Source organism: Bacillus sp. ISL-34, assembly GCF_018613325.1.
GTDB lineage: Bacteria > Bacillota > Bacilli > Bacillales > DSM-1321 > Peribacillus.
The window spans coordinates 43,798-58,987 of sequence record NZ_JAGGQJ010000002.1; the positions used below are offsets into that span (position 1 = coordinate 43,798).

Consider the following 15,190-nt stretch of genomic DNA (forward strand, 5'->3'; position numbering starts at 1 on the left):
ACCAAATGATAAGTTTATCTTTGTTTACAAAGAAAAGACAATCTTGGGTAGAATTTCAATTCTATTTAAGATTGTCTTTTTTTTACATTTAAATATGTAGAAAGGAAATTATAAACAATATAAAATTGGAGGTTTGAATGATGAAAAAAATATTGATGATGTTATCGCTTTTCACATTAGTTTTAGCTGCATGCTCTTCTAAGGAGGATGGAAAGGAAAAACCAGCCAAATTAGTCGTTTCCACTTGGGGATTCGCCGATGATTTCTTCCGTCCGGAAGTCTATGAGCCATTTGAAAAGAAGCATAATGTCGAGATTGTCGTTGATTCAGGAAACAATGCAGATCGATTGAACAAGGTACGCCAAGCTAATAGTGATGTGGATGTTATCTATTTATCCGACTACTATGCACAGCAGGGCATCGATGAAGGGTTATTTGAGAAGGTTGACCACAGCAAAATTCCGAATATTGATAATATATACGACAAAGCAAAAGCACCGAATGGCGAGGACTTTGGACCTGCCTATACGATTGCACAATTTGGCATAGCTTATAATCCCGATGAAGTGAGTAAACAGATCACCTCTTGGAAAGATCTTTGGAGCAAGGATATGGCAGGGAAGATCACGATCCCATCCATCACTTCAACAACTGGACCGATGTTTTTGGATGCCGCTTCAAAAGTTAGCGGAAGTAAAGAATTCAATGAAGATAAAGCGTTTGATCAAATGAAAAAGATCATGCCGAATGCAGTTAAGGAATATGGGCAAACATCAGAGTTCGTCAACATGTTCTCGCAAGGGGAGATCGCTGCAGGCCCAATCATGGAAATGTATTTTGGCGATTTACAGGAAGCCGTTCCTAATGCTATGTTCATTTCCCCTGAAGAAGGCGGCTATGCAGTGATGAATACGGTGAATATTGTTAAAGCCAGCGATCAAAAAGAATTGGCCGGCGAATTCATGAATTACATCTTAAGCAAGGAAGTTCAGGAAAAATCAGCGAAAGCGAAAGTGGATTCCCCTGTCAATACGGAAGTCAAGCTCTCCAAGACGGAAGCGAAAGGCTTAACATATGGAGATGACGTCATTGACAGCCTGCGTGTATTGGACATGAAGTTTGTGAATGAAAACTCTAAACAATGGATCGATCGCTGGAATCGTGAGCTTACACACTAAGAAAGAAACGAGGTGTGCTTGATGAAGAAAAAAATGATTCTTGATGTGGATACTGGAATAGATGATGCGATCGGGATCATTCTTGCTGTTAAAAGCCGCCAATTCGACATATTGGCGGTAACTACAGTGAATGGGAATGTATCACTTGATACGGCCACACTGAATACATGTAAAATATTGGATTTATTGAATGAACAGGACATTTCAGTCATAAAGGGGGCAGATAGCCCAATTATCAGGAGCCCCTTTTTTGAACACCGGATCCATGGGGAAGACGGGATTGGCGGAGCCTTGAAGGATGTGCCGGTCAAAAAGCAGCCTGATGATGGATTTGCTTCTGATTTCATCATCAATTCCATTTTGAATTTTCCTAGTGAAGTGACGCTTGTCATGACGGGACCTCTTACGAATTTGGCATTGGCGGTGAAAAAGTGCCCGCAAATCACCAAGCTCGTTAAAGAAGTCATTTTTATGGGCGGAGTTGTCCAAGGAGTTGGCAATGTCACGCCAACCTCTGAATATAACACGTATGTCGATCCTGAAGCAGCCAAAATCGTATTACAGGCGGGATTCACATCGATCACGCAAGTGGGTCTTGATGTCACGAGAAAGGTTCTATTGGGTGAAGAGCTTATCCAATTGATTCAAAACCATGAACTTGCTGACTATATAAGGCAAAGTACATCAGATTATCGGAAAAGGTATTTTGAACGTAACGGCATATGGGCATGTGCGATGCATGATCCATTAGCTGTAGCCATTGCTTTGCAAGAAGATCTTGTCACCAGAGAAGAATATTATGTGGATGTTGAAACAAAAAGCGAGCTTTGTGACGGACAGATGGTTTGCGACTTCCAAAATAGGCTGAAGAAGCAGCCGAATGCGCAAGTTTGTCTGGACGTCGATGCGGAAGCGTTTTTCGACCTGTTCATTCGCATAATCAATTCATAAATAATACGAACAGGGGGTTCCGAGGTGAAGAAACGCTATCTATACCTGTTGCTGTTACCAGGCGTTCTATTTTTAACGATTTTCATGATCATTCCGATCCTAATGACGATTGGCACGACCTTTTTTCATGAAGGCGGCGGTTTTTCCATACAAGGATATCTCGAATTTTTCCAAGACCGATACTTTTTTGAAATTCTGCTGACGACACTTAGGGTGAGTCTGTTCACGACAATCATTTGCATTCTATTGGGATTTCCAGCAGCTTATTATATTTCAAAACTGAAACAACGAAAAAAAGCCATCATGCTTTTGCTGACGATCTTCCCGCTATTAACAAGCCCTGTTGTCCGCTCATTCAGCTGGATGGTGATCATCGGTAAAAACGGTGTGGTGAATAAATTGCTTATGGGCATGGGCTTGATTGAAAAGCCGCTTGATATATTGTACACGCCCACTGCCATCATCATCGGATTGGTCCATTTATTCCTGCCATTGATCATCGTGACGCTGGTGGGTGTGATGGAGAACATCGAGATGGACTTATTAAAAGCGGCGGAAAGCCTTGGAGCATCAAGATTGGCCGTATTCTCAAAAGTGATCATTCCGCTTTCGGTTCCAGGTTTGGTCATTGGCAGCATCCTTGTTTTCGTAGGAAGCTTCACGGCTTATACTACGCCTGCTTTATTAGGCGGGAAACAGCGGGTCATTTCGACCTTTCTTTATCAAAACGCGATTACATTGAACGAATGGCAAGTGGCATCGATAGTCGCTACGATAATGATTGCCGTGACAGTCCTGATCATATCGATCATGAATGGTTTGGCAAAAAAATTAAATCCAAAGGGGTAGAGGTGTATGCAGGAAAAAAATCGAGGATTGGCCCTGTTTACATTCCTGGTGTTCCTTTTTTTACTAGGGCCTTTGCTTATCATATCCGTTACGTCATTTGAAGGCGGAAATATTTTGAAGTTCCCGCCAGAAGAGTTTTCTTTTAGATGGTACGAAAATATTTTTAATGTGGACATGTTTTTGGTCGCTTTTAAAACGTCCATCCTTGTTTCACTGGGTGGCAACCTTTTGGCACTGTTACTGGGAGTGCCGGCTGCCTATGCATTAAGCCGGTTTGATTTCAAAGGGAAAAGCGTGATAAATGCCTTTTTCGTTTCGCCGATATTAATACCGGGAATTGTGCTGGGCTTTGCGTTTTTACGTTACATTGTGGGGACTTATCAGCTTCCGATATATGCGGCCCTGTTTGTGGGACATACTGTTATCATGCTGCCTTTCATCATCCGTGTGATTTCTTCAAGCTTATCAAACTTTGACTTTTCCATTGAAGAAGCGGCCGAGAGTCTTGGAGCGAGTAAATTGGGCACATTCTTTACAGTCGTCCTCCCGAATATAAAATCAGGAATTCTGGCGGCAGTCATGATCGCCTTCTTGGAATCCTTCAATAATGTAGACATTTCAGTTTATATGACAGGCCCTGGGGTAAGTACGTTTCCGATTCAGATGCTGACGTATGTGGAGAACTACTTCGATCCCACCATTTCGGCCATTTCCGTATTGCTCATGTTCATAACGGCTTTCTTCATGTTTATAGTAGAACGGCTCATGGGATTGTCTTATTTCACAAAACGATAAAGGAGGTAATGATGGGTGGCTTTATTCACTTTACAAGATATATCTGTAGCATATAACAAACAGAATATATTAAAGGATTTCAATCTTGAGATTGAAAAAGGGAAACTGGTATCCCTTCTTGGCCCGAGCGGCTGTGGGAAAACGACGACCCTGCGTTTAATTGCCGGGTTTTTACAGGCGAATGAAGGGAAGTTTTTATTCAAGGAAAAGGACTATACGAAAGTGCCCGTCAACAAGCGGAACTTTGGCTTTGTGTTCCAAAACTATGCATTATTTCCGCATTTGTCGATATTCGATAATATCGCATTCGGTCTCCGTCTGAGAAAGAATGCTAAAAGTGAAATCGAAAAAAAAGTAATGAATGTGCTTGAGATCGTTAATTTGAAGGGTTTTGAAAAACGATATCCCCAAGAGCTTTCCGGAGGGCAAAAGCAGCGGGTCGCGATTGCCAGGGCGCTGGTGATTGAACCGGACATCCTCTTATTTGACGAGCCATTGAGTAATCTTGATGCCAACTTACGGGTGAATATGAGAGTCGAGATTCGCCGTATCCAACAAGAGCTGGGGATTACAACGGTGTATGTTTCCCATGACCAGGAAGAATGCTTTTCGATATCCGACCAGGTGGCGATCATGAATAAAGGGATCATCGAACAGCTTAGTGACCCTGCGACCATTTACAAATATCCTGAAACCAAATTTGTCGCGGACTTCATCGGCTTCAAGAACTTCATTGACTTCGATAAGCGGACAGATCATGACGGTAAAATCGAACTGAACAAATCTGGATACTCATTTGTGCTGTACAAGGATCCGCAGATGAGCAATTCAACGGGAAAAATAGGCGCCATCAGGCCGGACGATCTGTTGATCAGGGAAAAAGATAACACAGGAGCTGTTCAGGAAAATAGTTTACCTGGCCGAGTCAAGGTAAGTACGTATCTTGGAAGAAGCTATCAATATGTCGTTGAAACTCCAATAGGGGATTTCACTGTGAACAAGGAAATGGCGGAATCCTATCGGACGGGTCAGGAAATCATCCTTGAAATTCCGAGAAACCAGATGGTGCTTGTTGACTAGCTTAGGAGGGTAAGTTATGCGAATAGATATGCTTGTAAGGGATATCAACGTGTTTAACAGCTATTTTAAAAGATTCATTAAAGGGAATGCAGCCATCAAGGATGGAAAGTTCTATTATATTGGTGAACGTGAATTGGATGCCTTCGAGCCGGATATAATCGTTGATGGACAAGGGAAGTATATGATTCCAGGTCTGATCGATATCCATCTCCACATTGAAAGTACGATGGTGACGCCTGCGACTTTTTCCTACGGGTTAATCAAAAATGGCGTGACGACGATCGTGCCGGAACCGCATGAAATGGCCAATGTTTTCGGCATTTCCGGTGTGAAGGAAATGATCAAAGCAAGTCAAGATTGCGTAGCGGATATGTTTTATGCCATCCCTAGTTCCGTTCCAGCCACTTCGATGGAAACAACAGGCGGTTCGATCGAAATAGATGATATAGACGAATTGATGCAAACGGAGAACATTATATGTCTCGGCGAGATCATGAATTACTATGAGGTCATAACCGACCCGGATTGCAAAACGAATAAGATCTTGTCCCATATCCGTTCCCGTTATCCAGATCTGATCATAGAGGGGCACGTTCCAAAGCTGCTCGACTTGGACTTGCAAAAGATTATTAATGCCGGAGTGAACTCAGATCATACACACCAGACCGTGGAAGGGATGGATGCGAGGATCGCTGCCGGGATGTTCATTGAGATTCAAGAGAAATCAATGACTGAAGAAGTGATAGATTACTTGAAGGAAAATCAGGTGGATGAACATTTCTGCTTTGTCACCGATGATGTCATGACCGACTCTTTCCAAAACAGGGGACATCTGAACGTCCTTTTAAAGAAAGCCGTTCAAATGGGGATGACTCCGGAAAAAGCCATTTATGCATGCACCTATACACCTGCACAGCGGATGCGGATGTATGACCGCGGCGCCATTGGACCTGGAAAAACAGCAGATTTCCTGCTGCTATCGGATTTGGAAACATTTGAAATTGAACAAGTATACAAAAAAGGTGACCTAGTTTATGAATCTTCACGCCCATATGTCCAAGAAGTGAAGGATAGACAATTTCCTGAGCATTTCTATCAAAGTGTGAAGCTTGCGGAACTTACGGAAAATGATTTTACCATCACAATCCCGGATAAACTTGAACGCAGCATGTGCCGGATCATCAATGTGCAGAATGGTTCTACTTTCACATCTGAAACCCATGATCGTTTAGAAGGGAAGAATGGTGAATTATGCTGGGAAGGAAGCCCTTATGGTTTAATCGCCACATTCGAACGATACGGGAAAAACGGTAATCGGGCGCACGGGTTGATCACCGGCGATGTATTGAAACGTGGAGCTGTCGCCACAACCTATTCGCATGATAACCATAATCTTCTGGTGATTGGCCATAATAAGCAGGATATGATGATTGCCGCTAACGAAGTAATAAGGAAGCAAGGCGGTGTCTGCTGCGTCCATGATGGCAAGGTCCTATCGATGATTCCTCTTCCGGTTGGAGGGATTCTTTCCGAAGAGCCGATGGACATCGTATCAAAGCAAGTTCAGCACCTGACAGATGCACTTAAGTCGTTAGGCTACGAACATTATAATGTCATCATGTCTTTAAGCACCTTATCGCTTCCTGTCAGTCCGGCACTGAAAATAACCGACCATGGATTGATCAACGTGAACGAAGGGAAAACAGTCCCTCTCATAATGGATGATGAAGCTTAAACCGAAAAGGGGATTATCCAATGGATAATCCCCTTTTCTTAATGACTTACCTGGCGTCAAATGTTAGCTGGACTTGTTTGTTTTCATATAATTACCATTAAGGGGAATATATGTTAAAATAGAGGAACAACTGAGGATAGAGTGGTAGGTCATGCTTTGCTTTTCCATCTAATGATAGATTGGAAAGGAGGTGACCGCTTGATTCATTTCTTATTGAACTTGATTACAGATATGGGTAAAGAGATATTTGTTGCTGTAGCAACCAGTCTTATCCTGTCTATGTTCGCCAAGAAACGGAAAAAGAACCACTCATCCTCCCAAGATGGCAATGGTTCTTCTTCTGACGATTAATTAAGTTAGTTGTGACCAACCACTCTTGCTAGTTGTCGGCCTCATGTTAGCGCATGAGGCTGTTTTTAGTTTATGTCAATATAAGGATAACATACCCCAATTTTAAAGTAAATATTCAGACAATGAAAAGGGGAGTACTATGGGCTTGGTTGCATTTTTTTCTTGAATATTTTAATAAAACTTTGGAAAATGGCAGAAAATGAATTGACTCTTTCTTACTGATATGGTATGTTAATTCCAATCTAAGAAAAGGTGTGGTGTTTTATGTCGGGAGTAGGTATCAACTAATTTAGTTGAATAAGGTATTTAATCACTGATATGTCAGTGGATTACGTATGCCTTTTTTTACAGTGCAATTCTGCATTGTGAATACCTACCTTAAGACTGCTTCCTTTTCCATAAATCGTGTAACATGCAGGTGTTACGGCGAAAAGCATGGTGGGATTTGTCCTATCATGCTTTTTTGTGTACGCAGGTCTATTCGAGCTGCCCTATTTGTTATCGATTTTAGGTACTTATCCATGGATAAGGCCGATGCCCGCAGGAGCTTTCTACTCAAATGGCTTGTTCATTTGTAAAGGTAGGGGGACCATTGCGGGCATTTTTTGGATTCGGGAATTTTAATCACTCACTCATTCAAGGAGGATCATTAGATGAATACAATGACTTATGAAAAATTACAATATACCCAACTCAAGGAAATGGTCAAAAACCATTGCGTAAGCGGTTTAGGAAAAGCGTTATTAGATCAGCTTAAGCCGAGCAGCACCTTGAAGGTCGTTGAAAATCGTTTGAACGAGACCACGGAGGCAAGGAACTTACTGAATGCGGAAAGCCATATTCCCTTAAAGGGCATTTCACATATTGGCCTCCATATCGACAAACTGGAAAAAGGAATGATTTTGGAGCCGTCAGAGTTAGTGGCGATAGCGGACTTCTTAAGAGGCTGCAGGAATATAAAGAAATTCATGACCGATAAAGAGTTCTTTGCACCGACACTGCATTCCTACGCCCGCTCCATGACTGAATTCAGGAGCATTGAAGAAGAAATCCAATTCACCATAAAGGGAAATGCTGTCGTTTCCGAAGCAAGCAAGGACCTGAAACGGATTAGGAACCAAATCATCAAGACAGAAAGTAAAATAGAGGAACGGCTGAATAAGTTCTTGAAAAGCGGAGCCAATAAAGAGTTCATTCAGGAATTTTTCATCAGTAAAAAGGATGATCGCTACACCATCCCGATCAAAGCTTCCTATAAAAATCAAGTGGCCGGAACGATCGTGGAAGTATCGGCAAAAGGGGCTACCGTTTTCATTGAACCTGTCTCTGTTACGAAATTGAATGTAGAATTGGCAAGTTTAAAAGCGGAAGAATCGATGGAAGAGTATCAACTTTTGGCCACATTATCCGGAACGGTTTTCGAACAGCTGAAACCGATCAAGATAAACATCGAGTTGATCAGTCAATATGACATGATCTTCGCAAAAGCCAAGTTCAGTAAAAGCATGGATGCCATCGAACCGAAAATCAATGATCACGGTTATATTAAATTAACGGGCTGTAAGCATCCACTTTTGCCCCAAGACAGCGTACCTTTGGATTTTGAAATCGGTAAGGACTATCGCAGCTTGATTATTACAGGCCCAAATGCCGGGGGTAAAACAGTCGTCCTTAAAACGATCGGCATCCTTACTTTGGCTGTCATGTCAGGACTGCATGTTGCCGGGAAAGAGGGAACGGAGCTTGCCGTCTTCGATCAGGTATTCGTCGATATCGGTGATAATCAAAGCATCGAAAATGCACTGAGCACGTTTTCATCGCATATGAAAAACATCTCGGAAATCATGGGGGCAATAACCAATAACTCCTTGCTGCTGTTCGATGAAATCGGGAGCGGAACGGAACCGAATGAAGGAGCCGCATTAGCGATTAGCATCCTTGAGGAATTTTATCAAAGGGGGTGCATAACCGTTGCGACCACCCATTATGGTGAAATCAAGCGCTATTCGGAAATACACAGTGATTTCATGAATGCGGCCATGCAATTCAACAGTGAAACACTTGAGCCAAAATACAAGCTGTTGATCGGTCAATCCGGGGAAAGCAATGCCCTTTGGATAGCTAAAAAAATGAATGTCCGTGAAAAGGTTCTGCAAAAGGCAAAGCTCTATATCGAAAATAAAGACTACGACTTGGAGCGTGTCCAGGAAGGTAAAATCAAAAAAGCGAAGCCAGCAGCCGTTCCTAAAGAATCAGCTTATGAATATGAAGTCGGTGACAAAGTGAAGGTAAGCGAACTGAATGGATACGCGATCGTTTATAAGAAAAAGGATTCCTTCAATAATGTCACCGTACTTTTCGAAGATACTTTCAAGGAAGTTCATGCCAATAAGCTCGAGCTTGAAATAAAGGCCGTCGATTTATATCCTGAAGGCTATGATCTCGATTCTTTATTTGTCAGCTACAAAGAAAGGAAATTGAACCATGACTTAGAGCGGGGATCGAAAAAGGCATTAAAGAATGTAGCAGCGGATATCCGGAAAAAGCTTGGTGAATAAACTGATGATTAATGAAATCGTAATATAGAGGTTGTAAAAACCGTGTTCCACCCAAAAGTTAGACATCGGCAGGGTATGAGTTCTGTTTAACAGGGCTCATACCCTTTAATTTTGTTTTAATTTCTCGTGTGGAGAAAGAAGGATTAGGCTCTAGATGCAGATATAAAGGTATTAAACAATCAAAAATTGTAAAGAGGGAATTTTAATAGTAATCAAGTTTAATAGCTATTGAATTTAAAAAAATATTCAAAAAACGAAGTAACAACAAAATCAATTAGAGATGAAAGATAAAATAAGAAAGGGATACATACATCATCTGAAAAAGGTTGTTAGTATCACCTAGATATTTAGCTTCTTACATCTTTTGAATAATCAAACATCTTTAAAATGAAAATTGAACTTAGAAAAAGTACTGGTATTCCTACAACAAAATAATAAATACCTTTGGGCATATACATATCAAAGAAATATAAAAATAATACTACCCAGAGAAATAGGACAATATATTTTTTTGATTTTTTCATTATTAATCAATCATCCTTTGAATTTAATAAAAATCTATCCAACCATTATTAGGCCTTTTATCTCTTTTATCAAGTTGTTTTGCTATCTGATTGCCAACATCTAAATAATTTAAAGCTATAGTTACACAAGCACCTGTAGCTAAAGCTAATTTTGGAGCTCCCCATGCCTTTAAACGACTAACCACAGTTTTTGTGAATAACTTTTCTGCTTCTTTTTTACCTTTTTTAATAATAAATGCTTGAATAGCCCCAACACCGCCGCCTATAGCAAAGCCAATTGCTCCATTAAATACAGCGCCAGCAAACTTTACACCAACTTTCACCTGAACAGCATGTGCCTTTTCAATGGCAAATGTTTTGTCAAAAATCTTTTTGGCAGAAACTTCTATTTCATCATCATTTTCATAAGTTGTTGTGTTAATTTCTTCAACTTGTTCTATTAACTCAGTTTGTGCCAATGAAAGATCATTATATGTTTCTGAATTTTCATCAAAAAAATCAACCATGGCATTAGCAAATAATTTTTCTTCTTCTTCATTTTCTAATCCAGCCAAGGCTACTTGTTCTTCTACAATGGAATCAAATAATTCTTTTTCTTCAGTAGTCATTTTATCAATGGATGGCATATTTGCAACTTCATCTTCTAGGTCAAAATCTTTAGATACGACATATTCATCTAAATCAACTTTAGTTGAAAATCCCTCCACTTTTTCTGTAGCTAAAACATTTTCAAGGATTGGTTCTTCGCTTGCAAAACTACTTATAGATGTTAGTGAACTGCACAATAACATTAAAACTGTCAGTATTGATACCTTCTTAAATAACGACATTTTACTCCCCCTTCAATAAATTAATTAACTCAAAAAATCTCAGAAATATATTTTAACGGTGCGTTCAGGGGTAAACTGCTAACATAACTGCCTAGAATAGTAGTCACAGTTTACTAAGCCTTGTTTCCAAAAATAAACTATTTTTTTAGTTGGTGGGTTCCAAAAATGACCAGTACAATTTCAAAAATGATACGGCTCTCCTTGTTTAGCGGGATAGATGTCACCGTACTTTTCGAAGATACCTTCAAGGAAGTTCATGCCAATAAGCTCGAGCTTGAAATAAAAGCCGTCGATTTATATCCTGAAGGCTATGATCTCGATTCTTTATTTGTCAGCTACAAGGAAAGGAAATTGAACCATGACTTAGAGCGGGGATCGAAAAAGGCATTAAAGAATGTAGCAGCGGATATCCGGAAAAAGCTTGGTGAATAAACTGATGATTAATGAAATCGTAATATAGAGGTTGTAAAAACCGTGTTCCACCCAAAAAGTTAGACATCGGCAGGGTATGAGTTCTGTTTAACAGGGCCCATACCCTTTTTTGCTTTACTTTCTCGTGTGGATATACTTGTTCTAAAAAGGAATACATAATATGAGCGTACTGTTGTTTAAATAATGTAAGTTTAGATTATTACAAGGAAAAATTTTAGCAGTATGATCATCGTTAGGTGAGGTGAAAAGGTTTGCGGTTTTTCGTAGCTTGAGTTACAATCAATTACGGATATTAAAAGTCTGTAATAGTTTTAATTATGAGGTGCATCAATGAAGTATTCAAAGGCAACCAATTATGCACTACATACAATGGTGCATTTAACGATGGAACCAAAAGGTCAGACGGTAAGCGTGGATCAGCTGGCGTACATGCAGGATTTGTCCCCGACGTACTTGTCGAAGATTTTGACGAAGCTTGTGAAGGCTGGATTAATTGAATCAGTGCCAGGGGCAAAAGGCGGCTATAGCATATCACGCCGCGCGCAGGACATTTCGTTTCTGGATGTTATTGAAGCGGTGGAGGGGCAGTCGGTGCTTTTCAACTGTGAGTTTGACCATGAAGAAAGCGAGTGTTTAATTGAGCGCGTGATGATCGAGGCGGAAGGCAACATGAAGAAAGAACTGGCTGGACGGACGATTCAAAGCATTGCGGAGCAGAGCCAGGAGACAAAAAAAGAAAAATAAATTTTTTTACACAAATTAAGGATATTAAGGGTCCTTAATAGATATTATGAAGAAGGAGTGTTGCATGTGTTGGATTGTGTAATTATTGGCGGAGGACCTGCAGGACTGAATGCCGCATTGGTCATGGGGCGTGCTGGACGGAAAACAATTTTGTTTGATGAGGATAAACCTCGTAACCGGGTGACGCAGGAGTCGCACGGATTTATCACACAGGATGGGGTAAAGCCGTCAGAATTCAAGAAGCGGGCAAGAACGGATGTCCAGAAATATCCGTCCGTCTCCATTAAGGAGGAGCGGGTGGAGATTATTGAAAAAGCCAGTGGTGTGTTCCGAATTCAAACGAAAGGCGGAACGGATTACATGGCGAAAAAAGTGCTTCTCGCAACAGGTCTTCGGGATGTTTTGCCGGAGATTCCAGGCATACAGAATGTATACGGAACGAGTGTTTTCAGCTGTCCTTTTTGTGACGGCTGGGAAATGCGCGGCAAAGCATTGGCGGTAATTGCAGAAAATGAACGGGCTTTTCATATGGGAAAACTGCTGTCAAACTGGAGCGGTGATGTAATGGTGTTTACAAATGGCTATCAGGTGCTTGATGAGGAGAAGGATATCTTGGCTAGGCAGCACGTGACAGTCGTGAAAGAAAAGATTGAAGTTAAATCGAAAGGAGGGCAGCTGACATCGATCCGGCTGCAAAACGGACAGGAAATCAAAAGGGAGGCAGGTATTGTGGTGACAGACTTGGTGCAGTCTGCTCCTTTTGCGGAACAGCTCGGCTGCGAAATCACTCCGAACGGCGGGATTAATGTGGATTCATTTGGACGAACAACGGTTGAAGGGGTATATGCATGCGGGGATACATCACTCAGCACGCCTTCTCAGCTAGTGATTGCGGCGGCGGAGGGCAATAAAGCGGCGGCTGGAGTCATCATGGATTTAGTTGAAGCTGCATTTCTTTTGGAGGCATAAAATCCTTTTTTAAAAGAAAGAGACCATTTGTAGAGGAGAATGAAGTATGACGGAAATCTGGGAATCAAGTTTTATAGAAAATCAAATGATGTGGGGACTTGAACCTTCAGACTCTGCAATCTCGACAAAGGATTTTTTCCTTGAAAAGAAAGTTAAGGATCTATTGATTCCTGGTATTGGATATGGCAGAAATGCCAAGATTTTTACGGACAACGGAATAAATGTAACAGGTATCGAAATTTCAAAAACAGCAATTGAATTGACAAGGAAAAATGGGCTTAATCTTAATATTTTTCATGGTTCAGTAACCGATATGCCTTTTGATAATAAACTTTATGATGGTATATTTTGTTATGCCCTTATTCACTTATTGAATAATCGTGAGAGAGATAAGTTTATTAAAGATTGCTATAATCAGTTAAAGCCAAACGGATATATGATTTTCACCACTATTTCAAAAGAAGCCCCAATGTTTGGTAAGGGCAAACAACTGGATAAAGACTATTTCGAGATAATAGAAGGGATGAAAATGTTTTTTTATGATCCTGACTCGATTAAACAGGAATTTGGAAATTATGGGCTGATAGAGTTTTCGGAAATTGTTGAGCCCCATAAGAATATGGAAAATAAACCTCCATTTAAATTTATAATGGTAAAATGTCAAAAAGACTAGAATGGCTTTATTCATAAAAAGGGCATGTTTTGATCAATCATTTTTTCAATCACATGCTCTTTTCTATTTGCTTTCAGCCGCCGAGCAAAGTGAAGGCAAGTGGACTGTGGACATGCAATCAAGGAGGTTCATGCCAATAAGCTGAGCTTGAATATAGGGCCGTCGATTTAGCTTGGTGAATAGTACGATCATCAAAAATGCAAAAAAGCCCCTCTAAATGAGGAGCTTTTTTGCGTTGTATTTCCAAAAGTCTATTTTATTGAATTCTTTTCCTTCTTTCATTATATAGATTGATCAATTCTGCATTTTGCTCATTCATCTTTTTCACATTCTTATTAATCGTTGCCAATTCCCAAAGTACAGCCAATCCAAAGATTAGCATAAGCGTTAATAAATCCATTGTTGCCCTCCTATTGATGTTGTGTACCTTTAATTAAATGATTCTTTTCACTTGGATTCATTTCCTTAACCCGGGAAGGCAAGTTCGTTCTTTGAAAATAATTGTTTTGAATCAAAGCATATATCACTAAAAAAGTTCCGAGTAATTCGAATGATGATAGTGATCCTCCTTGGATGAAAACGATGGCCAACGTGGTGATTGGAACTAAATTGATAAATAGGATTCCATTGATCGGCGTTAAAAGTTTAATGCCTAAATTCCAGCTTAAAAGGGCTATGGCACCAGGGAAAATAATCATGAAGATCATCTCGCCATAAATGGATTGCATAACCTCTGCCGTAGGGACGGACAGACCCATTGCCGTTGCGAGGAAGGTTATGATGGCTGATACTGCTGTTCCTAAAATGCATGTTAAAGTCGAATAGCGAAGTGTTGACCATCCGTTAAATTGGTTGCCGCCCATCGTATAAATAACCCACCCTATAACCCCGATAAGGATGAAAAGGATAGGGATGACGCTATCTTTCAATAAAAATACGAATGATAAGCTGCCGTTGGTAATGACAAGAATGGCCCCTATCAAGGCAAGTAACATGCTGGCGATGGTATACTTCATGGGTCTGGCATTTTTGAAAACCCACAGAATTAAAATTGAAATCAAGGGCATTAATGATTCCATGATGGAAGCAACAATCACCCCGTTATGTCCCAGTAAATCTTGACCTGCGAAAATGAGAAAATTGTAGACAGTGAACGCCATCGTCCCAAAAAACAATAGCTTCTTTCCTTGCCCTTCCAGGCTAAAAGACTTCTTACCCTCTTTAATTAAAAGCAATATCCCTAAAATGACGCTAACAGCTAAATATCGCAAAAAAGCGAAATAAAAAGGATCAATATACATTAAGGCCCTTTCTGCAACTGGAAACATCGCTCCCCAAGAAATGCTGGCAGTCAAACATAAAAGTGCACCGATTAAAATTTGATTTTTTTTCATAAAAGCTTCCCCTCGAAAATAATGATTGATTTAATTCCTATACACATCTTATGATAAAGTCATTATCATGTAAAATGACTTAAAATGAATATAATCATCATTATTAATGATAGTTGAGAAAGAGGGG

15 protein-coding genes are annotated in these 15,190 nt (G+C 40.4%); 12 read left to right on the forward strand and 3 right to left on the reverse strand.

From position 1 onward, the window contains the following. Positions 1–140: 140 nt before the first annotated feature. The 8 genes from J7E52_RS01000 (at position 141) to J7E52_RS01035 (ending at position 9,497) form a co-directional block, all read left to right on the forward strand. The gene (locus tag J7E52_RS01000) at positions 141–1,178 is read left to right on the forward strand and encodes an ABC transporter substrate-binding protein (protein WP_214743555.1); all 1,038 of its coding nucleotides are present in this window, start codon (positions 141–143) and stop codon (positions 1,176–1,178) included. 21 nt (positions 1,179–1,199) lie between these two features. After that, positions 1,200–2,129 (forward strand): nucleoside hydrolase, encoded by a 930-nt coding sequence (locus J7E52_RS01005; RefSeq protein ID WP_214743298.1) that lies wholly within the window; start codon positions 1,200–1,202, stop codon positions 2,127–2,129. Positions 2,130–2,153: 24 nt separating this feature from the next. After that, complete coding sequence (locus J7E52_RS01010; protein ID WP_214743299.1) at positions 2,154–2,978, forward strand: ABC transporter permease; 825 nt, start codon at positions 2,154–2,156, stop codon at positions 2,976–2,978. Between the two features lie 6 nt (positions 2,979–2,984). Continuing rightward, positions 2,985–3,773, forward strand: a complete 789-nt coding sequence (locus J7E52_RS01015) for an ABC transporter permease (RefSeq protein ID WP_048687496.1) — start codon at positions 2,985–2,987, stop codon at positions 3,771–3,773. 15 nt (positions 3,774–3,788) lie between these two features. Further along, a complete protein-coding gene (locus tag J7E52_RS01020) occupies positions 3,789–4,853 on the forward strand; it encodes an ABC transporter ATP-binding protein (RefSeq protein ID WP_214743300.1) in 1,065 nt (354 codons plus the stop codon). A gap of 16 nt (positions 4,854–4,869) precedes the next feature. After that, on the forward strand, positions 4,870–6,588 hold the full coding sequence (locus tag J7E52_RS01025) for an adenine deaminase C-terminal domain-containing protein (protein WP_214743301.1): 1,719 nt from the start codon (positions 4,870–4,872) through the stop codon (positions 6,586–6,588). A gap of 198 nt (positions 6,589–6,786) precedes the next feature. Next, the gene (locus tag J7E52_RS01030) at positions 6,787–6,939 is read left to right on the forward strand and encodes a hypothetical protein (protein WP_153246156.1); all 153 of its coding nucleotides are present in this window, start codon (positions 6,787–6,789) and stop codon (positions 6,937–6,939) included. A 653-nt stretch (positions 6,940–7,592) separates the two neighbouring features. Beyond that, positions 7,593–9,497, forward strand: coding sequence for an endonuclease MutS2 (locus J7E52_RS01035; protein WP_214743302.1), 1,905 nt, complete (start codon positions 7,593–7,595; stop codon positions 9,495–9,497). Positions 9,498–10,044: 547 nt separating this feature from the next. On the opposite strand, the gene J7E52_RS26740 is transcribed toward J7E52_RS01035, so the two are convergent. Beyond that, positions 10,045–10,851, reverse strand: coding sequence for a hypothetical protein (locus J7E52_RS26740; protein ID WP_225989170.1), 807 nt, complete (start codon positions 10,849–10,851; stop codon positions 10,045–10,047). 165 nt (positions 10,852–11,016) lie between these two features. On the opposite strand from J7E52_RS26740, the gene J7E52_RS01045 reads away from it, so the two are divergent. From J7E52_RS01045 to J7E52_RS01060, 4 genes are all read left to right on the forward strand, one after another. Further along, a complete protein-coding gene (locus J7E52_RS01045) occupies positions 11,017–11,283 on the forward strand; it encodes a hypothetical protein (RefSeq protein WP_192824874.1) in 267 nt (88 codons plus the stop codon). Between the two features lie 330 nt (positions 11,284–11,613). Then, on the forward strand, positions 11,614–12,027 hold the full coding sequence (locus J7E52_RS01050) for an Rrf2 family transcriptional regulator (protein WP_214743303.1): 414 nt from the start codon (positions 11,614–11,616) through the stop codon (positions 12,025–12,027). A 66-nt stretch (positions 12,028–12,093) separates the two neighbouring features. After that, positions 12,094–12,996: an NAD(P)/FAD-dependent oxidoreductase gene (locus tag J7E52_RS01055; protein WP_214743304.1), complete on the forward strand. Its 903-nt coding sequence runs from the start codon at positions 12,094–12,096 to the stop codon at positions 12,994–12,996. Positions 12,997–13,042: 46 nt separating this feature from the next. Continuing rightward, positions 13,043–13,669, forward strand: a complete 627-nt coding sequence (locus J7E52_RS01060) for a class I SAM-dependent methyltransferase (protein WP_214743305.1) — start codon at positions 13,043–13,045, stop codon at positions 13,667–13,669. 256 nt (positions 13,670–13,925) lie between these two features. Here the strand turns inward: J7E52_RS01060 and J7E52_RS01065 are convergent, their stop codons facing one another. Then, positions 13,926–14,069: a YrzO family protein gene (locus J7E52_RS01065; RefSeq protein WP_133350491.1), complete on the reverse strand. Its 144-nt coding sequence runs from the start codon at positions 14,067–14,069 to the stop codon at positions 13,926–13,928. A gap of 10 nt (positions 14,070–14,079) precedes the next feature. After that, a complete protein-coding gene (locus tag J7E52_RS01070; RefSeq protein WP_214743306.1) occupies positions 14,080–15,063 on the reverse strand; it encodes a DMT family transporter in 984 nt (327 codons plus the stop codon). Between the last annotated feature and the right edge of the window lie 127 nt (positions 15,064–15,190).

What these genes read in the sequence shown, in the direction of transcription:
- J7E52_RS01000 (WP_214743555.1), top strand. Translation starts at nt 141, where the DNA reads ATGAAAAAAATATTGATGATGTTATCGCTTTTCACATTAGTTTTAGCT.
- J7E52_RS01005 (WP_214743298.1), top strand. Translation starts at nt 1,200, where the DNA reads ATGAAGAAAAAAATGATTCTTGATGTGGATACTGGAATAGATGATGCG.
- J7E52_RS01015 (WP_048687496.1), top strand. Translation starts at nt 2,985, where the DNA reads ATGCAGGAAAAAAATCGAGGATTGGCCCTGTTTACATTCCTGGTGTTC.
- J7E52_RS01025 (WP_214743301.1), top strand. Translation starts at nt 4,870, where the DNA reads ATGCGAATAGATATGCTTGTAAGGGATATCAACGTGTTTAACAGCTAT.
- J7E52_RS01035 (WP_214743302.1), top strand. Translation starts at nt 7,593, where the DNA reads ATGAATACAATGACTTATGAAAAATTACAATATACCCAACTCAAGGAA.
- J7E52_RS26740 (WP_225989170.1), bottom strand. Translation starts at nt 10,851, where the DNA reads ATGTCGTTATTTAAGAAGGTATCAATACTGACAGTTTTAATGTTATTG.
- J7E52_RS01045 (WP_192824874.1), top strand. Translation starts at nt 11,017, where the DNA reads ATGACCAGTACAATTTCAAAAATGATACGGCTCTCCTTGTTTAGCGGG.
- J7E52_RS01050 (WP_214743303.1), top strand. Translation starts at nt 11,614, where the DNA reads ATGAAGTATTCAAAGGCAACCAATTATGCACTACATACAATGGTGCAT.
- J7E52_RS01060 (WP_214743305.1), top strand. Translation starts at nt 13,043, where the DNA reads ATGACGGAAATCTGGGAATCAAGTTTTATAGAAAATCAAATGATGTGG.
- J7E52_RS01065 (WP_133350491.1), bottom strand. Translation starts at nt 14,069, where the DNA reads ATGGATTTATTAACGCTTATGCTAATCTTTGGATTGGCTGTACTTTGG.
- J7E52_RS01070 (WP_214743306.1), bottom strand. Translation starts at nt 15,063, where the DNA reads ATGAAAAAAAATCAAATTTTAATCGGTGCACTTTTATGTTTGACTGCC.